We start from the raw sequence: 24,886 nt of genomic DNA, 5'->3' as shown, positions 1-24,886 counted from the left end.
GACGGGATGCGCCGCCGCTGACGCATCCCGCCCCGGCTATCGGGGCCCGTGCGTCAGGAGCACGTGGCCGTGGGCAGCGAGCTGCTGCCGTTCTTGTAGACGGTGATGCCGAAGCTGTTGCCCGCGCCGTTCGGCGTGGCCGTCAGCGTGCCGGTGCTCCCGGTGACGTTGGCGTTCCAGCTGTTCTGCAGGGACTGTCCGCCGGAGAGGTTGATCCTGGTGGTCCAGCTGTTGGTCCCGTTGACCGAGAGGTTCACGTTGAACCGGTCGCCCCACTCCTGGCCCCTGGTCACGTTGACGGTGCAGGAGGTGCCACCCCCGCCACCCCCGCCGCCGGAGGTGCCGACCGTGATGTTCGAGCTGCCGCTGCTCTGGAACCCCTCCGTGGCCATGATCTGGTAGTCGTGGTTGCCGAGGTTCATGCCCCGCGCGGCCCACGCGTCGAAGTGGGCGCCGGCGGAGATCGTGCCGCCGGTGCGCTTCTGCTGGCGCACGCTCCAGTACTGCGGGAACGTCGAGTTGTCGCCCTCGATCGACGGCTTGTTGTAGCGCATCGTCCTGTAGATGTCGTACGTGCCGCCGTCGGTCGTGACGGTGCCCTGGTAGTCGCCGGTCGGCCGGTAGGTGCCCCAGCTGTCGACAACGTAGTACTCGACGAGCGGGCTCCTGGTCCACCCGTAGAGGGTCAGGTAGGAGTTGCCGGACGGGTTGAACGTGCCCGAGTAGGTGACGTTCCGGCGGGCGCCCGTCGCCCAGCCCTTGCCGGCCACGAAGTTGCCGGTGTTGCTCCACTGGGTGGAGTAGTTGCCTCCGGACCCGAGGTTCATCGAGACGGTCCCCGGTGCGTCCGTCCAGAACGAGTAGAAGTAGCCGCCGTGGTTGCCGGTCTCGTTGCGGTCCACCGCTGCAGCGGGGACGGAGGTGGCCACCATGCCTGCGGCCACCAGGGCCATCGTGGCGCCGATGCCGGCCAGCCTCCGGAGCAGGCGGCCTCGCGGCGGTGGTGCCGGTCGGGTAGTAAACGATTTCGATGTGGTAAACGTTTTCGCCATGTCGCACCTCGTTGTACGTAGCAGTGAGCGGATACGTGCGGGAGCGGGCCGGGTCCTGAACAGCGGCGTCCAGGTGGTCGGCATCCGTGGGGCAGGGTCCGACGTTCTCGACGTCAGCGGCCTGCCGAGAGACCAGTGTGCCCAGGCCCCATGGCTGGGTCAAGGGTATCGCTTTGCTCGTTTTTGCCCGACGGCCACCCTGTGGACGGGTGCCGTCGTGGGCGGCACACCGGAGGTAGCGTGCTTCAGGCCGCTCGCCTTGCACACAGCGCGGCCATCCAGCATCGAAGGAGCTGAACCGTCATGAGTCGTCCCCTCCGCTCCCGGACGTCCACCCACGGCCGCAACATGGCCGGAGCCCGCGCGCTGTGGCGCGCCACCGGCATGGGTGCCGACGACTTCGGGAAGCCGATCATCGCGATCGCGAACTCGTACACGCAGTTCGTACCGGGGCACGTACACCTCAAGGACATGGGCGACCTCGTGGCGTCCGCGATTCGGGAGGCCGGGGGCGTCGCCAAGGAGTTCAACACGATCGCCGTCGACGACGGCATCGCGATGGGCCACGCCGGGATGCTCTACTCGCTGCCCAGCCGCGACCTCATCGCGGACTCGGTCGAGTACATGGTGCAGGCGCACACCGCTGACGCTCTCGTGTGCATCTCGAACTGCGACAAGATCACACCCGGCATGCTGAACGCCGCGCTGCGGCTCAACATCCCGGTGGTCTTCGTGTCCGGCGGCCCCATGGAGGCAGGCAAGGCGGTGGTGGCCGACGGCGTCGCGAAGACCCCGCTCAACCTCATCAACGCGATCAACTACTCGGCCGACGAGAACGTCGACGACGCGGCCCTCGGCCTGGTCGAGGAGAACGCCTGCCCGACCTGCGGCTCCTGCTCCGGCATGTTCACCGCGAACTCGATGAACTGCCTCACCGAGGCGCTGGGCCTGTCGCTCCCTGGCAACGGCTCGACGCTCGCGACGCACGCCACGCGCAAGGAGCTGTTCCTCGAGGCCGGCCGCACCGTCGTCGACCTCGCCCGCCGGTACTACGAGGACGAGGACGACAGCGCAGCCCCCCGCGGGATCGCGACCAAGGCCGCGTTCGCCAACGCGATGACGCTCGACGTCGCCATGGGCGGCTCCACCAACACGGTGCTGCACATCCTCGCCGCGGCCCAGGAGGCCGAGGTCGACTTCACGCTCACCGACATCGAGGGCATCAGCCGCCGGGTGCCGTGCCTGTCGAAGGTCGCGCCGAACCACCCGGACTACCACATGGAGGACGTCCACCGGGCGGGCGGAATCCCGGCGCTGCTCGGTGAGCTCGACCGTGGCGGCCTGCTGGACCACGACGTCACCTCCGTGCACACGCCCACGCTGCGCGCGTGGCTCGACGACTGGGACGTCCGCGGCGGCAAGGCCACCGAGCGGGCGCTCGGCCTGTTCCACGCGGCGCCCGGCGGGGTGCGCACCACCAAGGCGTTCTCCACGAACAACCAGTGGGAGTCGCTCGACACGGACGGCGCGGGCGGCTGCATCCGCTCCGTCGAGCACGCGTACACCGTGGAGGGCGGCCTCGCCGTGCTGCGCGGCAACCTCGCCGAGGACGGCGCCGTCTTCAAGACGGCGGGTGTCGACCCCGACGTGTTCCACTTCGTCGGCAAGGCGCTGGTCTGCGAGTCGCAGGACGAGGCCGTCGAGAAGATCCTGACCAAGCAGGTCGAGCCGGGCCACGTCGTGGTCGTGCGCTACGAGGGTCCCGCAGGCGGGCCGGGCATGCAGGAGATGCTCTACCCGACCAGCTACATCAAGGGCCGCGGTCTCGGCAAGGTGGTCGCGCTCATCACCGACGGCCGGTTCTCGGGCGGGTCCAGCGGTATCTCGGTGGGGCACGTCTCCCCGGAGGCCGCAGCGGGCGGCACGATCGGGCTGGTCGAGGACGGCGACGAGATCGAGATCGACGTCGACACCCGCAAGATCCGGATCAACGTGCCGGACGATGTGCTCGCGGAGCGCCGGGCCAAGATGGAGTCGTCCGAGCGGCCGTGGCAGCCCGTGGCCCGCGACCGGTACGTGTCGCCGGCGCTGCAGGCCTACGCGGCCCTGGCGACGTCGGCGGACCGGGGTGCGGTGCGGGACGTGGCGCGGCTCCGCCGTGGCTGATCGCGGGGCAGCATTTCGAGTGTCGGAGTCTCGTGCCATGGTGGTGTGACCCGGACACATGACACAAGGAGAGCGACTCATGAGTGACGCGATCACGGCTGCCGAGTTCACCGCGGGTGAGGGCACCGGCGACTGGCGGGTGCTGCGGTCGTCCGCGGTCGCGCGCTTCACCACCGGGTCGTTCGGCGCGGGGCTGAGGTTCATCACCCGCATCGGGCTGCTCGCCGAGTCCGCGAACCACCATCCGGACGTGGACCTGCGCTACGGCACGGTCACCGTGCGGACCTGGTCGCACGACATCGGCGGGCTGTCCGCGCGGGACCTCGCGCTCGCGCGCGAGATCTCGGCGGCGGCCCGCGAGCTGAGCATCACGGCGGACCCGGCAGGGGTGCGGGACGTGTCGCTCGTGATCGACGCCGTCGCGGGTACCGCGGTCCAGCCCTTCTGGCAGGCGGTGCTGGGGCACGACCCGCAGCCGGGCTCGGCAGGGAGCGCCGGGCTGGATGCCCTGCTCGACGGGGACGGCCGGCTGCCGACCGTCGCGTTCCAGCAGACCGACGAGCGGCGCGAACAGCGCAACCGCATCCACGTCGACGTGTGGGTGGCGCACGACCATGCCGAGGAACGGGTGGCTGCGGTGATCGCCGCCGGCGGGCGGCTCGTCACCGACGAGTTCGCTCCGGCGTGGTGGGTGCTCGCCGACGCGGAGGGCAATGAGGCGTGCGTCTGCACGTGGCAGGACGAGCCCTGACGGATCGCCGGGCGGGCGCCCGTAAAACAGGGTGAGATCCGCACCGAAGGCCGGTAGGGTCTCGCGCTTGTGCGCTCGCTCCCGTCACCCGCCCGGAACCCCTACTGGCGGTTCCTGGTAGCGGGTTTCCGCGGGCAGTCGGCCTACCCGCTGGCGATGCTCGCCGGCCTGGTGGCGAACGCGACGTTCGGCCTGCTCAAGGGCGGAATCATGGGCGCGGCTGTCGAGAGCGCCGGCGGCGAGCTGGCCGGGTACTCGGCGGCCACGATGGCCGCGTTCGTCTGGCTGGGGCAGGGCATGCTCGGGTCGGTGAACCTGTGGGGCGGCAGCGACCTGCAGACCCGGATCAAGTCGGGCGACGTCGCCGTCGACTTTCTGCGGCCCGTGAGCGTCCAGGCGGCGCACGTCCTGACCGACGTCGGGGAGGGGCTGTTCGCACTGCTGCCGCGCGGGCTGCCCAGCGTGCTCATCGGTGTGGTCGTCGCAGGCATGGCGCTGCCGCCCTCTGCCGGCGCGTACGCGCTCGGCCTGCTCAGCCTGCTGATCGGCATCGCGGTCTCGCACGCCACCATGTACGCGGTGGCCACCACCGGGTTCTGGCTGGTGGAGAGCCGAGGCATCAGCGTGTTCTACATGGCGGTCTCCGGATTCTTCGCCGGCCTGTTCACGCCGATCTACCTGTTCCCGGACTGGCTGCTGACCGTCGCGCTGCTCACCCCCTTCCCCTCGATGATGCAGCTTCCGATCGACGTGCTCTCCGGGCAGGTCACCGGGGCGGCGGCCTGGCAGCACGTCGGGGTGCAGACGCTGTGGCTCGCGGCGGTGCTCGGCGTCGGGCACCTGACCACGCGTGCCGGACGCCGCAGGCTGGAGGTGCAGGGTGGCTGAGGCGAAGCGGAACCGCAGACTCAGCCACTGGCAGGCGCTGTCTGAGGCGCGCGGGGCGCTCCGCGCCTACCGGGCGGTCCTGGCGAGCCGCGCGCGCTCGCAGGCGAGCCACCGGGCCAGCTTCCGCATGGACCTGATCGGCGCGCTGCTCGTCGGGACCATCGAGTTCACCGAGCTCTGGGTGCTGTACTCGGCCACGGACCAGATCGGCGGGTTCACACTGGCCCAGATCATGCTCGTGTTCGGCCTGTCCGACGTCGCCTTCTCCCTGGCGGACCTGGCGGCGGGACACTGCGACAACCTGCCGGTCTACGTGCGCGCCGGCACGCTCGACGTGTTCTTCCTGCGGCCGCAGCCGGTGCTCGCGCAGCTGGTGACGAGCGATCTCAGCCTGCGCCGGATCGGGCGCTGGCTGGTGGGCGCGACGGCGCTGACCGTGGCGCTGGCGATCAACGACATCGACTGGAGCATCGGCACGGTCGGCCTCCTGGTGCTCGCCCTGGTCTGCGGGTTCATCATCTTCACCGCGCAGTTCGTCACCGCCGCCGGGCTGCAGTTCTTCCTGGTCAACGGCGCCGAGATGACCAACGCGTTCGTGTACGGCGGACGGTACGCGGCGACGCAGCCCGCCACCGTGTGGCCGCGTGGCCTGCTGGTCGTCTTCGCCGGCGTCTTTCCGGTGGCGTTCGCGGCGTACCTGCCGGTAGCCACGCTGCTCGGCATGCCAGGCCTGGCCGGGCTGCCGACGTGGCTGGGCTGGTGCGCGCCGGTCGCCGCCCTCTGGGCGGTGGCCGTAGCGGCCCTGTGCTGGCGCTGGGGACTTCGGCACTATCGAGGAGCGGGCGGATGAACGTCATCGAGGCGGAGGGCCTGACCCGGGTGTTCACCGGGCGGCCGGACCGGAAGAACAGGCTGCGGCGGCGCAGGCACGTCGCGGTGGACCACCTCGACCTGACCGTCGGGGCGGGCGAGTCGGTGGGCTACATCGGGGCGAACGGCGCCGGGAAGTCGACCACCATCAAGATGCTGGTCGGCATCCTCGTCCCCACCAGCGGTGGTGTGACCACCGTCGGGCTGCACCCGCTGAAGCAGCGCCGCGCGCTCGCGCGCCGGATCGGCGTGGTCTTCGGGCAGCGCTCTCAGCTCTGGTGGGACCTACCGGTGCAGGAGTCGTTCTCGATCCTGTCCGCGATCCACTCCCTGTCCGCGGGCGACGAGCGCAGCCGCACCGCCGAGCTCGTCGAGATGCTGGAGATGGCCGAGTTCCTGGCGACGCCCGTGCGGCAGCTGTCCCTGGGGCAGCGGATGCGGGCCGAGGTCGCCGCGGCCCTGCTGCACCGGCCGGAGCTGCTGATCCTCGACGAGCCGACGATCGGCCTCGACGTCCTGTCCAAGCAGCGCCTCCGCGAGTTCCTCGTGACACAGCGGCGTGAGCACGGCACGACCCTGCTCCTGACGACCCACGACATGGGTGACGTCGAGCGGCTCTGCGACCGGATCCTCGTCGTCGACCACGGCCGGCTCGCGTTCGACGGCACGCTCGAGGGACTGGGCCGCACCGTGGGAGCGCGGCGCGAGCTCGTGGTGGACCTCGCCACGGCGAGCCCCGACCTGGTGGACGTGGACGGTGCCGAGCACGTGCGCAGCGAGTCGGACGGTCTGCGGCAACGTCTCGCCTTCGACCCGCAGCGCACGACGGCGGCCCGCGTGCTCGCCGCGGTGTCCGAGCGGGCCGAGGTCGTGGACCTGTCGATCACGGAGCCGGACATCGAGGACGTGGTGCGCGAGATCTACCGCGCCACCCGGCGATAGCCCCGACCAAGAAGGGCGTCAGCGGCGGGTGACCGTCAGCTCCGACCAGGCGGGGATCAGGACACCCCGGGCTGCCCGCCGTCGGACGACGCGCAGCGGCTCGTCGGTCGACCACAGCATCCGCAGCAGGGTGCCGATCTCGGCCCTGGCCAGTGCGGCCCCCAGACAGAGGTGCCTGCCCGCGCCGAACCAGAGCTGGCGGGACTCCCGCACATACGGACGATCGGCCCGGAACGGACCCGCCGCGGCGTTCGCCGACCAGATCAGCAGCATGATCCGCTCACCGGCACGCAGCCGGGCGCCGCCGACCTCGACGTCGGCAGCCACACCCCTGCCGATCACCGACGCAGGGCTCGTCACCCGCAGCCCCTCGCGCACCACGTTCTCGACCGGATCGGCCTCACCGGGGTTCAGCAGGCGGGCCGTGCGCGCGCCGCCGCCGGGCGCCCCGAGCGATGCTCCGGGCACACCCGCCTCGGCGCCCGCGCGGATCGCCGCGAGCATCCGGTGCTGCTCACCCGTGTCGATCAGCAGCGCGGTGGTCCGGCCCATGGCGCTCGCAGCCGTCTCGGTACCCGCGACCATGAGCAGACAGGCCAGGCCAGAGGTCTCGGTCAGTCCGAGCCCGAGCTCCCTGCAACGGCCCAGGAGGGTGTCCGACGGCGCGTCCTGCCAGCCGTCGGGGACCCCGGCGGTCAGCTCGGCGACGATGCCCTGCGCGGTCGCCACCTGATCCGGCGTCAGGATCGTGGACCCGGCGGTGCCGAGCGCGACGGTGGCCAGCCGCTCACCGGTCTCGAAGATCCGCAGCGCCCCCTCGTCGTCGGGCCAGGCCCCGCCGTGCCCCGCGGGCCGGGGGATCCCCAGCAGGCCGATGACCATGCGGCCCACCAGGACCCGCGCGAGGTGCGCGACGTCGAGGGTGCCGCCCGAGCGCAGCACCTCGCCCGCCGCGGCGACCCGCTCGCCCCACGCGGCGTGCACGAGGTCACGGGAGACCGCCTCCGTGAAGAGCTCGCGCGTGCGGGTCCGCAGGTCGTGGTGGCCCGCGCCGTCGAACAGGTCGAGCACCCAGTCGCCGAGGATCTGAGCCCACAGGTTCCCCACCCCGCCCTCCCCGAGGATGGTGAACGACCGGTGGTCCTGCAGCACCGCACGGGCCACCACCGGGTCCGCGGTGACCCACCCGATGCCCGGCACCTTGCGCACCGGTGAGCCCTTGTCGGGCCACCGCTGGGCTGCGCTGCCCGCAAGGAGCAGGCCGGCCATCGCCGGCCGGGCGCGGTAGAGGAGGCCCAGCTCGTGCCGGGTGGTGGGGAGGGTCTGGATCACGGCCGCCACCCTATGGGCAGGTGCTCCCGGCGCGGCACCGGCCCGGCCTGCGTGTACCGGTGCGGCTTGACCACCGACATCGGTCGGAGCCAGGACGCCGCTACCCTGTGCGGCGTGCCTCCCGAACCTGCGGTAGTGCTGAGCCCGGCCGCGAACCCGTCCGGCTCACCTGCCCACCAGCACCAGCAGTCTCCCCGCCCCGTCGCCCGCATCGTCGACGTCGCCGTTCACCTCCCCGCACGCACGCGGGACGTGGCCGACGCCGAGCGTGACCTGCACCGCAGGAACCCGAAGGTCGCGCCGCGGCTCCCGATGGTGTCGCGTCTGACCGGCGTGCGCCGCGTCCATGTGGCGGACGACGACCAGCAGGCGTCGGACCTCGCCGTCGCCGCGTCCCGCACCGTCCTCGGCCGCGCCGGCCTGGGGCCGGACGACGTCGACCTGCTGATCTTCGCGTCGGCCACCCAGGACATGATCGAGCCCGCCACCAGCCACATCACGGCCGCGAAGCTCGGCGTCCGCGCGCCGGTGATGGACGTCAAGAACGCCTGCAACTCCGTGCTCAACGGTATGGAGGTGGCCGAGGCGCTCATCGGCACCGGCCGGTACCGCCGCGTGCTGGTCGCGTGCGGCGAGATGCCGACGCGCGGCGTCCGCTGGGACGTACCCGACCGCCGGACGTACGCGATGTCAGCGGCCGGCTACACGATGTCCGACGCCGGTGCGGCGGTGCTCCTCGAGGCGACCGGCACGTCGACCGGCACGTCGACCGGCACGTCGACCGGCACGGGCCTGGCCGGCACTCGTGAGGTCGACGCCTTCGAGGACGACCTGGCCGCCGAGCTCGCCGGGCTGGTCCGTGACGAGAGCCTGGAGGCATCTGGCAGGGAGCGGGGCAGGGAGTCGGGCATGGAGTCCGGCATCCTCGCCTCGGTGTTCGCCGCCGAGTCGCAGCACTGGGACGTCGGCATGCTCCCGGGCGGCGGCACGGTGAACCCGCGCGACCCCGAGCGGAGCTACTTCGAGATCGACGGGTCGCGGCTGCGGGCAGCGTTCGACGCCTTCGGCCCGGGACCCGTCGAGCAGGCCCTCGCCGCGGCGGGCGTGACCATGGACGACGTCGCGCTCGTCGCGGTGCACCAGGTGGCGGTCGCGTACCTCGCGGACGTGCACCGTGCGCTCGGCGTGCCGGCCGACCGCACGATCGTCACCGTGGCCGACCACGGCAACATCGCGTCGGCCACCTTGCCGCTGCAGCTGGTGAAGGCGCGGGAGTCGGGCCGCCTGCGGCGAGGCGACGTCGTGCTGCTGGTCGGCCTCGCCGGTGGGATCAGCATGGGTGCGATGGTGGTCCGGTGGTGACGCCGCGCCGCATGCGGAGCGCAGCGGACGGTGTAGGCCGAGGAACGAGGCATGCGCCGGGAGCGGAGCGTAGTGAAGGCGCGGAACAGGCTCCGCGCCGCATGCGGAGCGCAGCGGACGGTGTAGGCCGAGGAACGAGGCATGCGCCGGGAGCGGAGCGTAGTGAAGGCGCGGAACAGGCTCCGCTCCGCATGCGGAGCGCGGAGCGTAGTGAAGGCCCGGAACGGGCTCCGCGCCCCGGAGCGCCGGGCCGCCGGCGGCTCGCCGTCGTGGTGCCGGCGCTGAACGAGGCGCACGAGCACGGGATCCTGCGCACGCTCGAGGCGCTGCACGCGCAGGAGGACGACGACTTCGACCTCGTGGTCGTGGACAACGGGTCCATCGACGGCACGCCCGACGTCGTCCGCACGGCGATCGCGGAGTGGGGGCGGCTGCGCTGGCACGTGGTCACCGAGGACCAGAAGGGGACCGGTGCAGCGGCCGACACGGGCATGCGCGCCGCGATCGGGCTGGGCGCCGAGCTGCTGGCCCGGACGGACGCCGACTGCCTGCCGCCACCGGCCTGGACCCGCGCGGTCCGCGAGGCGTTCGGGTCGGGCGACGAGCTCGTCGCGGGGCGGCTCGTGCCGCGCGACGACGACCTGCCGGTGTCGCGGTTCCAGCAGGGCGTCCTGTCGTTCGCGCTGTGGGCGTCGAGCACGTTCGGCAAGTTCCGCCCGGGCAACCAGGACGACGGTTATCTCGGGCCGTACGTCATGACGCCCGGCTGCAACATGGCCATCACGGCGTCCCTGTACGAGCGGGCGGGCGGGTTCCCGCGTACCCGGATCGAGGACCTGCACGAGGACCGTGCCCTCGTCAACGCGGTGCGGCGGCTGACCACCCGGTACTCCGAGCACCGTGCGGTGTGGGTGCGGGCCTCGACACGTCGCGTGCACGCCTGGGGACTTGTGCGCACCCTCGGCTGGTACGCCGACCACCGGTACCGGCCAGAGGTCGTGGACATCCGATGAGGGCCGCTCTGCCCGCGCGTCGCGCCGACCCGGCGGACGCGTCGGCGTCGGGCCGGAAAAGTGTGCCACGCGCGGCGTCGCCGGAGGTGCTCTGGGAGGAGCAGGTCCAGCGGGCCGCGCACCCCGTCGCCTATCCGGCGCTGCGGTCCGTGCGGAACCGGCCGGTGGTGCGGGTGCCGCGCATCGGGGTGGTGGTGAGCGACGCAGGGATCGCCCGCGAGGTGCTCCTCGACCTGGACCACTTCTCGAAGGTGGGCCCGGGGGCGCCGTCGGACCTGTGGACGCCGGTGCTCGGGCCGTCCGTGCTGCTCAACATGGAGGGTGCAGAGCACGCCGCGCTCCGGCGCGCGCTCGGGCCGCTGTTCGCACCGCGCGCGGTACGCGAGCTCGTCGCCGCGGACGACGACGGCCGCACGGGCGTGCTGCCTGAGCTCACGCGGCGGCTCGCCGCTGGGGAGACCGTCGACCTGGCCACGGCGGTCGCCGCACAGGCCGGAGCGGTGATCTGCGGGATGGTGGGCCTGCCCCCGACGGACGACGCGGTGCGCTCTGCCATGACCGCCGCCCAGACGATCACCGGGATGGTGCGGTTGCACCGGCACGGGCTCACGGGGTCCCAGGTGGTGCGGGCGCGGAGCGTGCTGGACCGGCTGACGGCGCCCGCGCGGGCCGCCTACCGTGCCGGGGACCCGGCGACGGTGCCAGGACGGATGCGCGATCTGGGCCTGTCGGAACGTGAGGCGATGGGCGCCGTCGGGGCGTTCGTGCTCACCGGGACCGAGACCATCCAGTCGTTCGTGCCGCGGCTCGTGGCCATCGCGCACGACACCGGGTGGACGCGGCGCCTGCTGGCGGACGACGCGCCGCTGCGGCGGCGCGCCGTCGAGGAGGGGCTGCGGGTCACCGTGCCGACGCCGGCGATGTTGCGCTCCGTGCGGACCGACACGTCGGTCGGTGGCGTGCCGGTCACCGCGGGGGACCGCGTCGTGATCGCCACGGTGAACTGCTGCCGAGCACCGGGCGGCTTCGACCCGGACCGGCCTGTCGACCCCGCCGTGCGACACCTCTGGTTCGGCGCGGGCCCGCACTTCTGCCTCGGGATGCCCCTTGCCATGGCGCAGGTGGACGCGGTCCTGGACGCACTGGCTGCGGCGGCGACGGATGGTCGCGTGCCGGTCGTCGGGCGGCGTCGTGCCGCACGTGGCGTGCTGGTCCCGGCGTACCGCTCGCTGGAGCTGCGCCTCCGGGACGCGGACAGCGGCCCGACGCCGGTGGCCCGGGCCCAGGCCCTGCCCCGGCCGAGGGCGGCGTCATGACGCACCTCGTGGACGAGCTGCTCGACGTCGCGCGCAGCGCGCCCGAGGTCGTCGCGCTCCGCTGGTTCGGCGGCCGTGCCGGAGCGCGAGTGCGCGAGGAGGTCACCTTCGCCGGTCTGGCCGAGCGGGTGGAGCGGGCGGCGGCCGGGCTGTGGGCCTGCGGCATGACGCCCGGCGACCGCGTGCTGTTCAGCATCCGCCCCCGGCCCGAGGGCGTGATCCTGTGCCTCGCGGTGCTGCACGCGGGTGGCGCCGTCGTCTTCGTGGATCCTGGTTCGACGCCGGAGCTGTTCGCCGCGCGGATCACCGCGGCCCGACCCCGGTGGGCCGCGACCGAGGCTCTGCTGTACGCGGCGTCGTCCGGCCCGCTGCGGGCGGTCGCCCGGTCTCGCGGTCTCCTGCTCCCGGACTACGGGCGGTTGCCGGTGCGCCATCTGTACACCGGGTCATGGCTCCCGGGAGTGCCACGAGGTGCCCGCCGGGTGGCGAGTCTCGGCCGGGCGGCGCAGGGGGTGGCCGCGGGACGGGGCACGTCGCAGGAGCGGGAGGACCGGGAGGCGCTCGTCGTCTTCACGTCCGGGACGACGTCGGACCCGAAGGCCGTTGTGCACACCACGCGCACGCTCAGCGGGATGCTGAGCCTGTTCGCGCAGGTCGGCGACCTCAAGCTGGGGCAGCGGGCGCACACCGACCAGATGTTCCTCGGACTGCCCGCGCTCCTCGCGGGCGGCACGTGGGAGATCCCGGCGAAGGCGCCGAAGGACGCGCCGGAGGCGTTCGCGCGCGGCGTCGCAGGGGCCGACTCGTCGTTCCTGGTTCCCGCTGACGTGACCGCGCTGCTCGACGTGCTGGAGGCCCGGAGCACCGCCGCCTCCCCGGACGGCGGCGTGCCAGCGGCCGCCGAGGCGGCCGTGGGTCCCGCCGGTCCCGCGGTGCTCGCGGTCGGGGCGGCGCCCGTCACGGTCGCGCTGCTCGAACGCGGCCGCCGTGTCCTGCCGGGCACGCGCTGGCTCGCCGTCTACGGTGCGACCGAGATCCTGCCCGCTGCGGTGACGGGCGCGGACGAGAAGATCGCGGCAGCGGCGGACGGCGACCTCGTCGGCCGTCCGCTCGACGGCATCGGCGCCCGGATCGACACGACGGTCGTGGACCTGGACGAGACACCGGTGGCCCGCGAGAGCGCGCACGAGGTGGGCGAGCTCGTGCTGACCGGGCCGTCCCTGATGGCCGGGTACCTGTCCGACCTCGACGCGGGCAGGCCGCCCGCGACCGAGCACCGCACGGGGGACCTCGCCTACGAGGACGCAGCCGGTCGGATCGTGCTGGTCGGCCGCAACCGCGACATGATCATCCGCGGCACGGTGAACATCTACCCCGGCCTGTTCGAGCCCCGGCTGCGCGATCTGCCGGGTGTGGCCGACGCCGTCCTGGTCGGCGTCCCCGTGCCCGACGGTGACGAGCGTGTGGTGCTCGTGGTGACCGCGGCCGGCGGGGCCTGGGCCGCCGGTGACCCACGGGTTCGCACCGGCACCGACCTGACCCGGACGGTCGCGGACCAGGTCACGCGGGTCCTGGACCACGGTGCCCTGCCCGACCTGGTGGTCGAGGCGTCACACCTGCCGGTCGCAGGGCGCTCCCGGAAGCCTGATCGTCGTGCGCTGGTCAGCTTGGTTTCACCGCTGGCCGGTACAGTGCGCGCATGAGGGTGGCGGTGACCGGTTCGTCGGGTTTTATCGGTGGTGCTGTAACGCGTGATCTCGCGGCGCGCGGACACGAGGTGATCGCGTTCTCGCGGCGTGCTCCGCGGTTGCCCGGTGGCGTCCTGCACGAGGTGTCCCACCAGTTCTGGGACCTCAGGGACGGGCCGCTGGCCAAGGAGGACCTGCCCGAGGACGTCGACGCCGTCGTGCACTGCGGTGCCGCCGTGGCCGACGGCGGCAGCCACGCACGCGCCTGGGTGGTCAACGTCGAGGGCACGCGCGCGGTGCGCGAGACCTTCCCGGAGGCGCGGTTCGTGCACGTGTCCTCCGGCAGCGTGTACGACCCCCGCACGCCGAGCGTCGCCGTCACCGAGGGGGAGGCGCCGTCGCACGGCTACGTCAACCCGTACGGCGCCACCAAGGCGGCCGCCGAACGGTACCTGACGGCCGATGCCGCACGGGAGGGCCGTGGCCCCGTCATCGTGCTGCGGCCGCGCGCGGTCTACGGCCCCGGCGACACGACCCTGCTGCCCCGCCTCGAGTCAGCGGCCGTCGGTGCGTGGCTCCCGATCCCGGGTGGCGGCAAGGTGCGCCAGCACCTCACGCACGTCGACACCCTGGTGCACGCGGTGCGCGCGGCCCTGGTCGCCGACGTGGAGCCCGAGATCGCCGCCGGCCGGCCGCTCGTCGCGAACGTCGCCGATGCGAGGCCCGTCGACCTGGACGAGACGCTCGAGCTGCTGATGTTCGCCAGGTTCCGGCCGGTGCAGGTGGTCGGCATCCCGATCCGGCTGGCCAAGGCGCTGGCCTGGGCAGGGGAGCGGGCGTCCAGGTGGACCGGCCGCGAGCCCCGGCTGTCGCGGTACACCATCAGCCATCTCGCGATGGAGCGCACCTACGACCTCACGGTGCTGCGGGAGCGCCTCGGCGTCGACCCCGCGCCCACGTCGCTGCACGGTGCGATGAGCTGGTAGCCGCTGTACCGCAAGTGAACTGCTGTTTGTCCTGAATGCCCTACCCTGTGCGGGTGATCCCAGGGAGCGACACCGCGGTCGAGACACTTGGGCTGCGCAAGACGTACCGGTCGGTACGGGGGCGCGTCGCGGGTGTCGACGGGCTGGACCTGCGCGTGCCGGCCGGCGGGCTCCACGCGCTGCTCGGGCTCCCGGGGTCCGGCAAGACCACGACGCTCCGCCTGCTCACCGGCCTGGCGCACGCCGACGCCGGCGCCATCAAGATCTTCGGCGTCCCCGTCCCGGACGACCTGCCCGAGCTCGCCGGCCGCATCGGCGCCGTCGTCGGGGAGCCCGGTTTCCAGGCGCGGCTGAGCGGACGTCGAAACCTGGCCATCCTGGCGAGCGCAGCAGGCGTGCCGCGCGCCCGCGTCGACGAGGTGCTGGCGCGCGTGATCCTCACCGACCGCGCCAAGGTGGCCTACGGCACGTACTCCGCCGACGAGCAGCGACGCCTCGCGCTCGGGGCCGCGCTCCTACGCGACCCGGACCTGCTCGTCGTCGACGAGCCGAGCGGAGGGCTCGACGCCGTCGGCACCCGCGAGATCCGGCAGGCCCTGCGGCGGCTCGCGGACCAGGGCACGACAGTGCTCGTGGCGACCGGTGCCCTCACCGAGGCCCAGCAGGTCGCGGACACGGTCACCGTGCTCGACGGCGGCCGCGTCCTCGCGCAGGGCACCGTCGCCGACCTGCTCGGCGACGCCGCGGTCAGCGTCCGGGTCCGCCTCGACGAGCCGGGCAAGGCGGCTACGACGCTGCGCGCCGCCGGGTTCAAGGTCCGGGCCGACGGCGACACGCTGCACGTCGACGGCGTCGCCGAACCGTCCGAGATCTCCCGGGCGCTCGCGAAGCAGAAGCTCTTCCCCGGCGAGCTCGTGCCGCAGCGGGAGGACCTGGCGGCAGTCGTCGGCCGGCTGCGGCCGATCGCGCCGCCGGTCCCCGAGCAGCTCAGCCGCGCCGAGGAGCGGGCCGCTCGCAAGGCGGCCGAACGGCAGGCCGTGGAACGGAAGAAGGCCGCCGACCAGCGCAAGGCCGACAAGGATGCGGCCGAGAAGCGTGCTGCGGCCGAGAAGGCTGCGGCGGAGAAGCGGGCTGCGGCCGACAAGGCCGTCGCTGAGAAGGCTGCCGCGAGACAAGCGATCTCGGACGCGAAGGCCGCAGCCAAGCAGGCCAGGATCGACGACAGGGCAGCGCAGAAGCAGCCCGCTCTCGACCAGAAGGCAGCGACGAAGCCAGATGGTGAGCGGGGCACGGCCGTGGCCGACGCCGGCCCCAGCGCTGAGCAGGACGGCGCCAAGCCGACTGCCAAGCCGGGCGCAGCCAGGCCGAGTGCTCCGAAGCGTGCTAAGGGGAGCCGATGACGGGACTGTTGTGGGCAGAGCTGCGCCGGTTCGGCGTGCGACCCGCGATCCGGTGGATCGCGGCGGGGATGGTGCTGCACGTCGCGCTCGCCGTGGTGCTGACCGCGTTCGAGGCGGACGCCTCGACGCTCGCCGAGCTGCTCGCACGGGGCGAGGTCTCGTTCTACGCGATGACCTCGGTGTTCCTGGCCTTCGTTGCGGGCGTGCTGCTGGTCACGGGGGAGGCGGCGTCGGGCGGGACGCGGGCGCTGCTGACCGTCGAGCCGCGGCGCGGCCGCGTGTACTGGGGCAAGGTGGCGGCCGCCGGGCTGGCTGTGCTGCCCGGCGTTGCTGCGGCCTACGCGCTGCTGGCCCTGGGGATGTACGGGGTGCACGCCCGCGCGGGTGTGCTCGGCGGACCGCCGGCGGAGCTGGCGCTCGCGCTCACGTGGAGCGGGGTGCGGGTGCTTGCGCTCGCGGCGTGCGCGGCAGCAGCCGGTGCGGCTCTGGGCGTGCTGGTGCGGCGCTGGTGGGTGGCCGTGCTCCCCGCCGCCGCGTGGGTCCTGGTCGAGGAGACGGTGCTCAGCACGATGTCCCTCGCCCCGGCCTGGCTGGTGTTCGCGAACGCCGACGGCTGGATCCGGGGCACCGGGACGGTCCTGTCCGGCGACGGCCTTCTCGCGGTGCCGCTCGAGCACAGCGCGCTCCTGCTGCTGTGCGGCACGACGGCGCTGACGCTGCTCGGCTGGGCGGTGTTCCGGCATCGGGACGTGCGCTGAAGGCGTCTCGATTCTTCCGGGAGGCGCGGGATCCTGCGGCTGAACCGGCTCGCTGTCTCGAATCGTGGGACCTTCGGCCCGCTGGGTGACACCGGCGCAGATTCGGCGTAACGTGCGTCACGTGCAGACGATCATTCTTGTAGTACTTCCTGAGCGCGCGGCCTAGGCCCAGCACAGGCATCGTCCGCGCGCTCACCCTGGCAGTCCTTCTCACCGAGGACCCGGGGTTTTTTTGTTGTCACGAACGCTCGCTTTCGCCCCGCGACGGGGCGCGACGGCAGGAGATCCGCATGACCGGTACACCGACACCCGCACAGATCGCCGCGCGCGCCGAGGCGCGTGACCAGGTGCGCACCGAGCTTCGGTCTCGCGGGGTAGGCGGCAGGACCGAGCCCGAGGCAGCTGCGCCTCGCGTCGGGCCGGAAGAAGTCACGGGCGCGCAGTCCATCGTCCGCTCGCTCGAGGAGGTCGGGGCCGACACCGTCTTCGGCATCCCGGGTGGCGCGATCCTGCCCCTGTACGACCCGCTGATGGATTCCGCCAAGCTGCGCCACATCCTGGTGCGGCACGAGCAGGGTGGCGGGCACGCGGCGTCGGGCTACGCCCACGCGACCGGCAGGGTCGGGGTGACCATGGCGACGTCAGGCCCCGGCGCGACGAACCTGGTGACGCCCATCGCGGACGCGCACATGGACTCCATCCCGCTCGTGGCGATCACCGGCCAGGTGGCTTCATCGTCGATCGGGACGGACGCGTTCCAGGAGGCCGACATCGTCGGCATCACCCTGCCGATCACCAAGCACAACTTCCTGGTCACCGACCCGGCCGAGATCCCGCGCACCATCGCCGAGGCGTTCCACATCGCCTCGACGGGGCGGCCGGGTCCGGTGCTCGTCGACATCTCGAAGTCGGCGATGCAGGCACGCACCACGTTCTCGTGGCCGCAGGAGCTGCAGCTGCCCGGATACCACCCGGTGACCAAGCCGCACTCGAAGCAGATCCGCGAGGCCGCGAAGCTGCTGGCCACGGCTCGCCGGCCCGTGCTGTACGTGGGCGGCGGCGTCATCAGGTCGGGCGCGGCGGACCTGCTGCGCCAGCTCGTCGACCTGTCCGGCGCACCCGTCGTGACGACGCTGATGGCCCGCGGCGCGGTGCCGGACAGCCACCCGCAGCACCTCGGTATGCCCGGCATGCACGGCACGGTGCCTGCGGTGGCGGCGCTGCAGAAGGCGGACCTCGTCTTCGCGCTCGGCGCCCGGTTCGACGACCGCGTCACGGGCAAGCTCTCGAGCTTCGCCCCGCTCGCGGCGATCGTGCACGCGGACATCGACCCGGCGGAGATCGGCAAGAACCGCGAGGCGGACGTCCCGATCGTCGGCGACCTCCGCGAGGTGATCGGCGACCTGCTGCCCGAGCTGGCCAGGGAGCACGAGGCGCACGGCAAGCCGGACGTCGAGGGGTGGTGGCGTCAGCTCGACGAGTGGCGCCGCACCTACCCGCGCGGCTTCACCCAGCCGGAGGACGGCCACCTCTCGCCGCAGCACGTGATCCAGCGGATCGGTGACCTGACCGGGCCCGACGGGATCTACGTCGCGGGCGTGGGGCAGCACCAGATGTGGGCGGCCCAGTTCATCAGCTACGAGCGGCCCAACACCTGGATCAACTCCGGCGGCCTCGGCACCATGGGCTACTCCGTCCCCGCCGCCATGGGAGCGAAGGTCGGCATGCCCGACCGGACCGTGTGGGCGATCGACGGTGACGGCTGCTTCCAGATGACCAACCAGGAGCTCGCCACCTGCACGATCAACGACATCCCCATCAAGGTGGCGGTGATCAACAACAGCTCGCTGGGCATGGTGCGGCAGTGGCAGACGCTCTTCTACGAGTCGCGCTACTCCAACACCGACCTGCACACCGGTCACGGCACCATGCGCGTGCCCGACTTCGTGAAGCTGGCCGACGCGTACGGCTGCGAGGGCATCCGGGTGGAGCGGGCCTCCGACGTCGACGCGGCGATCAAGCGGGCCAACGAGATCGACGACCGGCCGGTGGTCGTGGACTTCACCGTCTCGCGGGACGCGATGGTGTGGCCCATGGTCGCCGCCGGTGTGAGCAACGATGACATCCAGTACGCACGCGGCATCTCGCCGGCGTGGGAGCGAGAGGACTGACCCCATGTCGAGGCACACCCTGTCGGTGCTCGTGGAAGACAAGCCCGGCGTGCTGACACGCGTCGCCGGGCTGTTCGCCCGGCGAGCGTTCAACATCCACTCCTTGGCGGTGGGACCGACGGAGCACGAGGAGATCTCGCGCATCACCGTGGTGGTCGACGTCGAGGAGCACCCCCTGGAACAGGTCACCAAGCAGCTCAACAAGCTGATTCACGTGATCAAGATCGTCGAGCTCGAACCCGAGTCGTCAGTGCATCGCGAGCTGCTGCTCGTCAAGGTGCGGGCCGACGCCACCACCCGAACCGGGGTGCTGGAGGTCGTCGAGATGTTCCGGGCGCGCGTCGTCGACGTCGTGCCGGACTCCGTGGTCATCGAGGCAACGGGCCCGGCGGCGAAGCTCGACTCGCTGCTCGCGGCGCTGGAACCGTACGGCGTCCGTGAGATCGTCAAGTCCGGGACCCTGGCCATCGGCCGGGGAGCTCGGTCCATCACCGACCGTGCCTTCGAGCGCACCGTCCGGTCCGCGTGACCGCGTGACCCCGTGACCCCGTGACCTACTGACTTACTTTCCACCCGAGATATCAACACAAGGAGCAAGAACCGTGGCTGAGCTGTTCTACGACGACGACGCCGATCTGTCGATCATCCAGCAGAAGAAGGTTGCTGTGATCGGCTACGGCAGCCAGGGCCACGCGCACGCCCTGAACCTGCGTGACTCCGGCGTGCAGGTGACCGTGGGCCTGCGCGAGGGCTCCGCGTCTCGCACGAAGGCCGAGAACGAGGGCCTCGCCATCGCGACCGTGCCGGACGCCGTACGGGATGCCGACGTCGTCGTCATCCTCGCGCCCGACCAGGTGCAGCGGCACGTGTACGCCGAGGACATCGCGCCGAACCTCAAGGAGGGCGCGGCGCTCGTCTTCGGGCACGGCTTCAACATCCGTTACGGCTACATCAAGCCGGAGGCCGGGCACGACGTGCTGATGGTCGCGCCCAAGGGCCCGGGGCACATCGTGCGCCGCGAGTTCGCCGACGGCCGCGGCGTGCCCGTGATCGTTGCCGTGGAGCAGGACGCCTCCGGCAAGGCCTGGGACATCGCGCTCTCGTACGCCAAGGGCATCGGCGGCCTGCGTGCCGGCGGTATCAAGACGACGTTCACCGAGGAGACCGAGACCGACCTGTTCGGCGAGCAGGCTGTGCTGTGCGGCGGTGCCTCGCAGCTGGTCCAGTACGGGTTCGAGACGCTGACCGAGGCCGGCTACCAGCCGGAGGTCGCGTACTTCGAGGTGCTGCACGAGCTCAAGCTGATCGTCGACCTGATGGTCGAGGGCGGCATCGCCAAGCAGCGCTGGTCCGTCTCGGACACGGCCGAGTACGGCGACTACGTCTCCGGTCCGCGGGTCATCGACCCGAGCGTGAAGGAGAACATGAAGGCCGTGCTGGCCGACATCCAGAACGGCGCCTTCGCCGAGCGGTTCATCGCGGACCAGGACGCGGGCGCCCCCGAGTTCAAGGAGCTGCGCGCCAAGGGCGAGCAGCACCCCATCGAGACCACCGGGCGCGAGCTGCGCAAGATGTTCTCGTGGATCAAGCCGTCCGACTCGGACTACGTCGAGGGCCAGGCCGGTCGCTGACCGCACTGCCTCCAGCACAGCGCCCCGCCCTCCGCACGGAGAGCGGGGCGCTGTCGCGTGTCAGGCGCTGCGCCGCCGCTCGGCGAGGAGCGGCACCGCAACCGCGACCAGCGTCAGGGCGGCGCCGACGTACGTCGCGACGCCTGGCGGCGTGGCACCGGGCGTCACGGCGTCCAGCACCAGCGCCGTGACGATCTGCCCGGCGATCATGCCGAGGCTGAGCAGCAGCACCCCGATCCGGTGCACCACGGTCGCCGACAGCGCGATGAACGCGATGCCGATGATCCCGCCGGTGTACAGCAGCGGGTCTGCCGGGAAGGCGCCGTCGGGCAGCCCGTCCGCCAGCACCGACACCCCGAGGGCCACCGCAAGCACGACGGTGCCCACCACGAAGTTCACGAGGGTGGCGGCGAGCACGTCCCCGGCGGCGGCGCGTACGTGGCCGTTGACCGCCTGCTGCCAGGCCGACCCGATCCCCGCGAGCAGCGGGAGCACGGCCAGCGCCAGGGCCGACGGAGACTCGAGGCCGCCCGACATCGCGATGGCGACGGCGGCGACGGTCAGCACCGGGCCGACCGCGCGCGGGAACGTCACCAGCCGGATACCGCCCGGCCCGAGGCCGAGCCGGTCGATGACGACGGACCCGAGGGACTGGCCGGTGACGAAGGCGACGATGAAGGTCGCCACCCCCAGCACCCCGACGGTGAGGCCCTGGGTCGCGACGAAGAACCCGCCCGCAGCACCCCCGAGCACCTGCCACGGGCGCAGGCCGCCCTCGCGCAGCGCCGCGGCGATCCGGCGCAGGCCCACCCGGCTACGGCGGGAGACCAGCAGGGCAAGGGTCAGCAGGACCAGCCCGGACCCGAAGGACACGACCGCCGCGAGGTAGCCGCTGCCGACGTGGTCCGCGAGGGACCCGTTGACCCGGCTCTGCACGGCGATCCCGGCTCCGCCGACGACGGCGAGCGCGACGCCCGCCGCCGCGCGCCGGCTCGGACGAGCGGGGGGCGGGGCGGCGTCGGCGACGGGCGCTGGATCGTCGAGCGATAGGTCTTGGGGCACCTGACAAGTCTAGGAACGGTGCTTGCCCGGGGCACCGGCCCGGGCTGTCGGTCTCGTCACAGCACGTCAGCTCCGCTGGAGATGGCGGGTGCGGTCGGCATCTTGTCAGGTGATCGGCACTCCGGGGGTGCCGATCACCTGACGATCTGCCGATCATCGACCAGAGCGGTCAGCCCTTCAGAGCGTCGACCCAGTCCTGGTTGTCAGCGATCCAGGCCTCGACACCGGCGGCCGGGTCGTCCGCGTTCTGGTTGACGACCTGGTCCTCCAGGGTGCCGTACTGCTCGTCGTCCAGCTTCGCGTTCGCCATCATCTCGGCGACCTCGGGGAACTCCTCGCTGAAGCCGGCGGTCGCGAGCTCGTGGAGGCCCTCCGCCTCGCCGAGGGCGCCCTTCGGGTCTTCGAGGTCGCGGACGGGGAACTCGTTGTTCGCCCAGAAGGGGCGCCACAGCGTGACGACGATGTCCTCCTCGGCGGCGACGGACTCCTCGAGGGCGCTGAGCATCGCCGACGTCGAGGAGGTCTGGAGCTCCCAGCCGTCCTCGTCCAGGCCGTACTGCGGGATGACCTGCTCCTGCGTGGCCTTGGTGAGGCCGGCGCCCGCCTCGATGCCGACGATCTTGCCGTCGTAGTCGGCCGACTTGCCGACGAGGTCCTCGATCGACCTGAGGTCCGAGTACTCGGGGACCGCCATGGTCAGCTTGGCGTTGTCGTAGTACGCGCCGAGGTCCTCGATGTCGTCGCCGTACTCGTCCATGTAGGACTTGTGCGTGACCTCGGGCCATGCGGACGGGTACACGTCGACGTCGCCCTCGGCGAGCCCGGTGTACAGCGGAGCGGCGTCGTTGATCTCCTCGATCTCTACCGTGTAGCCGTCCTCCTCGAGGATGTTCTTCCACAGGTAGGCGGTGCTCAGGCCGTCGGTCCACGAGGGGATGATGCCCATCGTGATGGTCTTGTCGCCGCCACCGCCGTCGCCGCTCTCGTCGCCCGAGCCGCAGGCCGTGAGGCCGAGCGTCAGGGTGAGAGCTGCCGTGGCAGCTCCGATCCGCTTGCCGGTCATGCCGATCATCGGTGTCCTTCCGTTTCGTATACAGGATTCGTTATGTATGGGTACTGGTGGTCTGTGCAGCTGTGCAGCTGTGCAGCTGTGGAGGTCAGGCCGGGCTGGTGGCCGGGGTCCGGACGAACCGGTCGCGCAGCTCGCGGATCCGGCCGCGTCCGGGACGGCGGGTGCCGATCGACGCGGTGAGCCGGTCCAGGAAGATCGCGAGGATCACCACGGAGATGCCGCCGTCGAACCCCAGCGCGAGGTCGAGGGTCGAGAGGCTGGCGATCACCTCGCTGCCGAGACCGGGTGCTCCGACGAGCCCGCCGATCACGGCCATGGAGAGCGACAGCATGATCACCTGGTTGATGCCGGCCATCACGGTCGGCAGAGCCAGCGGAAGCTGGACGTCCTTGAGGATCTGCCCCGGGCTCGCGCCGAAGGCCTGCCCTGCCTCGACCACCTCGCGGTCGACCTGACGGATCCCGAGCTCGGTGAGGCGCACGGCCGGTGCCAGCGCGAAGATCACCGTTGCCACCATCGCGCCGGCCACCCCGATGCTGAACAGCTTGACCACGGGGACGAGCCAGACGAATCCCGGCATGGTCTGCAAGAAGTCCATGACCGGCTTGAGGATGTTGCTGACCGTCGTGGACCGTGCCGCCCAGATACCCAACGGGATACCGATGACCAGAGCGCACAGGGTCGAGACCACCACGATCGCCAGGGTGTCCATGGCGGGCTCCCACATGTCCATCCCGATGATCAGGACCATGCCGACCAGGGTGCCGAGGCCGAACTTCCAGCTACGGACGAGCCATGCGAGGAGGGCGAAGATGACGGCGAGAACGAGCGGGTCCGGCGCCTGGAGCAGTCCGGCGAGCCCGTCGATCGCGCCGGTGATGAGGTCGCCGATGACGTCGAAGGCGGCGTCGAAGGTCTCCTTGAACCACGTGAACCCGGTCTCGAACCAGTCGCCGATGGGAATGGGCGGCACGACCGTCAGGGGAACAGTGCTGTCAGCCACGGACGGCCTCCTTCGTCTCGTCTGTGTCTGACGCCGTGTCGCTCACGCTCGGCACCACGGTCTCCAGCTCGGCGTCGGTCTGCGTGGACAGTGCCGAGAGCAGCGTGACGCGGGGGATGACGCCGCTGAGCCGTCCCGCGTCGTCCACCACGGCGATGGCCGGGGTCTCGGCGGCCGGGCCGAACAGGTCGGCGAGCGACGTGTCGGGGGTGACGCTGGCGAAGTCCGGTACCGGCTTCAGGAGGCCGTCGAGGTTCTTCTGCTCGAGGTGCATGCTCACCTCGTTCTCGCTGACGTAGCCCTGCAGGGTGCGGTCGCGCGCGGTGACGAACAGTGCCGACACCTGGTGCTCGCGCATCAGCTTGTGCGCGGCGCGCGGACCTTGCTCCGCCCCGAGGACGGCGACCGGCGGCTCCATGACGGACGACGCCGTCAGCACGCGGGTGCGGTCGACGTCGGCGACGAACTGGGCGACGTAGTCGTTGGCCGGGTCGGTGAGGATCTCCTCCGCCGTGCCGACCTGGACGATCCGCCCGTTGCGCATCATCGCGATGCGATCACCGATACGCATGGCCTCGTTGAGGTCGTGGGTGATGAACAGGATCGTCTTCCCGAGCTTCTGCTGCAGCTCGATGAGCTGGTCCTGCATGTCGCGCCGGATCAGTGGGTCGAGGGCGCTGAACGCCTCGTCCATCAGCAGGATGTCGGTGTCGGCGGCGAGCGCGCGGGCCAGGCCGACGCGCTGCTGCATGCCGCCGGACAGCTCGCTGGGCAGGTGGTCGTCCCAGCCGGTCAGGCCGCACAGCTCGAGCGCCTCGTGGGCGCGCCTGCGGCGTTCCTCCTTGGCGACGCCTTGGGTCTCGAGGCCGTAGGCGGCGTTGTCGATGACCGAGCGGTGCGGGAACAGTGCGAAGTGCTGGAAGACCATGCTGATCCGCTCGCGGCGCAGGCGGCGCAGGTCCTTGCCGGTGGCGGCGGTGATGTTCTCGCCGTAGAGCTCGACGTGGCCGGCGGTCGGGGGGTGGAGCCCGTTGATCATGCGGATCAGCGTCGACTTGCCGGACCCGGACAGGCCCATGACGACGAAGATCTCACCCTCTTCCACGGTGAACGACGCGTCGACGACCGCAGGCGTCAGCCCGGCTTTTTTCAGCTCGTCGGTGTCGGCGCCGGCCTCGAGGCGCTTGACGCCCTCATGAGCCTTGCGGCCGAACACCTTGTACAGATGATGTGCCTCGATGGCTGGCACAGAGCCTCCTAGCCTCGGCAGAAAATGGATGGGAGAGCACGTTTGGTACGACGTGGACCGTCGTTCACCAGACCATGACCAGTCATGCACATGCAAACTCGGTAAGCGTTCGTTATCGGATCGTTCAGCGTTTGTAACGCTCTCCGATACTCGTCCGGCGCCGGTGGGTAGGGC

21 protein-coding genes are annotated in these 24,886 nt (G+C 71.7%); 15 read left to right on the top strand and 6 right to left on the bottom strand.

What is annotated here, in order from left to right; genetic code table 11:
- Positions 1-53: 53 nt before the first annotated feature.
- Complete coding sequence (locus tag ACFS27_RS05795) at positions 54-953, bottom strand: glycoside hydrolase family 11 protein (protein WP_377180893.1); 900 nt, start codon at positions 951-953, stop codon at positions 54-56.
- A 402-nt stretch (positions 954-1,355) separates the two neighbouring features.
- On the opposite strand from ACFS27_RS05795, the gene ilvD reads away from it, so the two are divergent.
- The 5 genes from ilvD to ACFS27_RS05770 all read left to right on the top strand — a co-directional run bounded on the left by ilvD (position 1,356) and on the right by ACFS27_RS05770 (position 6,669).
- Positions 1,356-3,218 carry a dihydroxy-acid dehydratase gene (gene ilvD / locus ACFS27_RS05790; protein ID WP_377180892.1) on the top strand — a complete coding sequence of 621 codons (1,863 nt, stop codon included), beginning with the start codon at positions 1,356-1,358 and terminating at the stop codon, positions 3,216-3,218.
- Between the two features lie 79 nt (positions 3,219-3,297).
- Positions 3,298-3,969 (top strand): VOC family protein, encoded by a 672-nt coding sequence (locus tag ACFS27_RS05785; protein ID WP_377180890.1) that lies wholly within the window; start codon positions 3,298-3,300, stop codon positions 3,967-3,969.
- Positions 3,970-4,038: 69 nt separating this feature from the next.
- The gene (locus ACFS27_RS05780; RefSeq protein ID WP_377180889.1) at positions 4,039-4,857 is read left to right on the top strand and encodes an ABC transporter permease; all 819 of its coding nucleotides are present in this window, start codon (positions 4,039-4,041) and stop codon (positions 4,855-4,857) included.
- Complete coding sequence (locus tag ACFS27_RS05775; protein ID WP_377180888.1) at positions 4,850-5,707, top strand: ABC transporter permease; 858 nt, start codon at positions 4,850-4,852, stop codon at positions 5,705-5,707. The genes ACFS27_RS05780 and ACFS27_RS05775 overlap by 8 nt, the downstream gene beginning before the upstream one ends.
- A complete protein-coding gene (locus ACFS27_RS05770) occupies positions 5,704-6,669 on the top strand; it encodes an ABC transporter ATP-binding protein (protein WP_377180887.1) in 966 nt (321 codons plus the stop codon). The genes ACFS27_RS05775 and ACFS27_RS05770 overlap by 4 nt, the downstream gene beginning before the upstream one ends.
- Positions 6,670-6,687: 18 nt before the next feature.
- Here the strand turns inward: ACFS27_RS05770 and ACFS27_RS05765 are convergent, their stop codons facing one another.
- Positions 6,688-8,001: a cytochrome P450 gene (locus tag ACFS27_RS05765; protein ID WP_377180886.1), complete on the bottom strand. Its 1,314-nt coding sequence runs from the start codon at positions 7,999-8,001 to the stop codon at positions 6,688-6,690.
- 114 nt (positions 8,002-8,115) lie between these two features.
- On the opposite strand from ACFS27_RS05765, the gene ACFS27_RS05760 reads away from it, so the two are divergent.
- From ACFS27_RS05760 to ilvC, 10 genes are all read left to right on the top strand, one after another.
- Positions 8,116-9,363: a 3-oxoacyl-ACP synthase III family protein gene (locus ACFS27_RS05760; protein WP_377180885.1), complete on the top strand. Its 1,248-nt coding sequence runs from the start codon at positions 8,116-8,118 to the stop codon at positions 9,361-9,363.
- 191 nt (positions 9,364-9,554) lie between these two features.
- Positions 9,555-10,376: a glycosyltransferase gene (locus ACFS27_RS05755; RefSeq protein WP_377180884.1), complete on the top strand. Its 822-nt coding sequence runs from the start codon at positions 9,555-9,557 to the stop codon at positions 10,374-10,376.
- Positions 10,373-11,692 (top strand): cytochrome P450, encoded by a 1,320-nt coding sequence (locus ACFS27_RS05750; protein WP_377180883.1) that lies wholly within the window; start codon positions 10,373-10,375, stop codon positions 11,690-11,692. Before ACFS27_RS05755 ends, ACFS27_RS05750 begins: the two co-directional genes overlap by 4 nt.
- Positions 11,689-13,395 (top strand): class I adenylate-forming enzyme family protein, encoded by a 1,707-nt coding sequence (locus ACFS27_RS05745; RefSeq protein WP_377180882.1) that lies wholly within the window; start codon positions 11,689-11,691, stop codon positions 13,393-13,395. Before ACFS27_RS05750 ends, ACFS27_RS05745 begins: the two co-directional genes overlap by 4 nt.
- Positions 13,392-14,366, top strand: coding sequence for an NAD-dependent epimerase/dehydratase family protein (locus tag ACFS27_RS05740; RefSeq protein WP_377180881.1), 975 nt, complete (start codon positions 13,392-13,394; stop codon positions 14,364-14,366). Before ACFS27_RS05745 ends, ACFS27_RS05740 begins: the two co-directional genes overlap by 4 nt.
- A 53-nt stretch (positions 14,367-14,419) precedes the next feature.
- On the top strand, positions 14,420-15,766 hold the full coding sequence (locus ACFS27_RS05735; RefSeq protein ID WP_377180880.1) for an ABC transporter ATP-binding protein: 1,347 nt from the start codon (positions 14,420-14,422) through the stop codon (positions 15,764-15,766).
- Entirely contained in the window at positions 15,763-16,524 is a 762-nt protein-coding gene (locus ACFS27_RS05730) for a hypothetical protein (protein ID WP_377180879.1), read from the top strand. Before ACFS27_RS05735 ends, ACFS27_RS05730 begins: the two co-directional genes overlap by 4 nt.
- A 290-nt stretch (positions 16,525-16,814) precedes the next feature.
- Positions 16,815-18,695 carry an acetolactate synthase large subunit gene (locus tag ACFS27_RS05725; protein ID WP_377180878.1) on the top strand — a complete coding sequence of 627 codons (1,881 nt, stop codon included), beginning with the start codon at positions 16,815-16,817 and terminating at the stop codon, positions 18,693-18,695.
- Between the two features lie 4 nt (positions 18,696-18,699).
- The gene (gene ilvN / locus ACFS27_RS05720; protein WP_377180877.1) at positions 18,700-19,224 is read left to right on the top strand and encodes an acetolactate synthase small subunit; all 525 of its coding nucleotides are present in this window, start codon (positions 18,700-18,702) and stop codon (positions 19,222-19,224) included.
- A gap of 73 nt (positions 19,225-19,297) precedes the next feature.
- Positions 19,298-20,326, top strand: coding sequence for a ketol-acid reductoisomerase (gene ilvC, locus ACFS27_RS05715; protein ID WP_377180875.1), 1,029 nt, complete (start codon positions 19,298-19,300; stop codon positions 20,324-20,326).
- Between the two features lie 60 nt (positions 20,327-20,386).
- Here the strand turns inward: ilvC and ACFS27_RS05710 are convergent, their stop codons facing one another.
- The 4 genes from ACFS27_RS05710 to ACFS27_RS05695 form a co-directional block, all read right to left on the bottom strand.
- A complete protein-coding gene (locus ACFS27_RS05710) occupies positions 20,387-21,388 on the bottom strand; it encodes a DMT family transporter (protein WP_377180874.1) in 1,002 nt (333 codons plus the stop codon).
- A 169-nt stretch (positions 21,389-21,557) separates the two neighbouring features.
- Positions 21,558-22,460: a glycine betaine ABC transporter substrate-binding protein gene (locus ACFS27_RS05705; RefSeq protein WP_377180873.1), complete on the bottom strand. Its 903-nt coding sequence runs from the start codon at positions 22,458-22,460 to the stop codon at positions 21,558-21,560.
- Positions 22,461-22,545: 85 nt separating this feature from the next.
- Complete coding sequence (locus ACFS27_RS05700; RefSeq protein WP_377180872.1) at positions 22,546-23,463, bottom strand: ABC transporter permease; 918 nt, start codon at positions 23,461-23,463, stop codon at positions 22,546-22,548.
- Entirely contained in the window at positions 23,456-24,712 is a 1,257-nt protein-coding gene (locus ACFS27_RS05695; protein ID WP_377180871.1) for a quaternary amine ABC transporter ATP-binding protein, read from the bottom strand. Before ACFS27_RS05695 ends, ACFS27_RS05700 begins: the two co-directional genes overlap by 8 nt.
- Positions 24,713-24,886: the final 174 nt, after the last annotated feature.

The sequence above is a fragment of the Promicromonospora vindobonensis genome (assembly GCF_042685865.1).
In the GTDB taxonomy this organism is placed as follows: domain Bacteria; phylum Actinomycetota; class Actinomycetes; order Actinomycetales; family Cellulomonadaceae; genus Promicromonospora; species Promicromonospora vindobonensis.
This window is presented reverse-complemented; position numbering and strand designations above follow the sequence as displayed.

Bases quoted from the DNA above. Each gene is read 5' to 3' on its own strand.
- ACFS27_RS05795 (WP_377180893.1), bottom strand. From the start codon at position 953: ATGGCCCTGGTGGCCGCAGGCATGGTGGCCACCTCCGTCCCCGCTGCA.
- ilvD (WP_377180892.1), top strand. From the start codon at position 1,356: ATGAGTCGTCCCCTCCGCTCCCGGACGTCCACCCACGGCCGCAACATG.
- ACFS27_RS05785 (WP_377180890.1), top strand. From the start codon at position 3,298: ATGAGTGACGCGATCACGGCTGCCGAGTTCACCGCGGGTGAGGGCACC.
- ACFS27_RS05770 (WP_377180887.1), top strand. From the start codon at position 5,704: ATGAACGTCATCGAGGCGGAGGGCCTGACCCGGGTGTTCACCGGGCGG.
- ACFS27_RS05755 (WP_377180884.1), top strand. From the start codon at position 9,555: ATGCGGAGCGCGGAGCGTAGTGAAGGCCCGGAACGGGCTCCGCGCCCC.
- ACFS27_RS05750 (WP_377180883.1), top strand. From the start codon at position 10,373: ATGAGGGCCGCTCTGCCCGCGCGTCGCGCCGACCCGGCGGACGCGTCG.
- ACFS27_RS05745 (WP_377180882.1), top strand. From the start codon at position 11,689: ATGACGCACCTCGTGGACGAGCTGCTCGACGTCGCGCGCAGCGCGCCC.
- ACFS27_RS05740 (WP_377180881.1), top strand. From the start codon at position 13,392: ATGAGGGTGGCGGTGACCGGTTCGTCGGGTTTTATCGGTGGTGCTGTA.
- ACFS27_RS05730 (WP_377180879.1), top strand. From the start codon at position 15,763: ATGACGGGACTGTTGTGGGCAGAGCTGCGCCGGTTCGGCGTGCGACCC.
- ACFS27_RS05725 (WP_377180878.1), top strand. From the start codon at position 16,815: ATGACCGGTACACCGACACCCGCACAGATCGCCGCGCGCGCCGAGGCG.
- ilvN (WP_377180877.1), top strand. From the start codon at position 18,700: ATGTCGAGGCACACCCTGTCGGTGCTCGTGGAAGACAAGCCCGGCGTG.
- ACFS27_RS05705 (WP_377180873.1), bottom strand. From the start codon at position 22,460: ATGATCGGCATGACCGGCAAGCGGATCGGAGCTGCCACGGCAGCTCTC.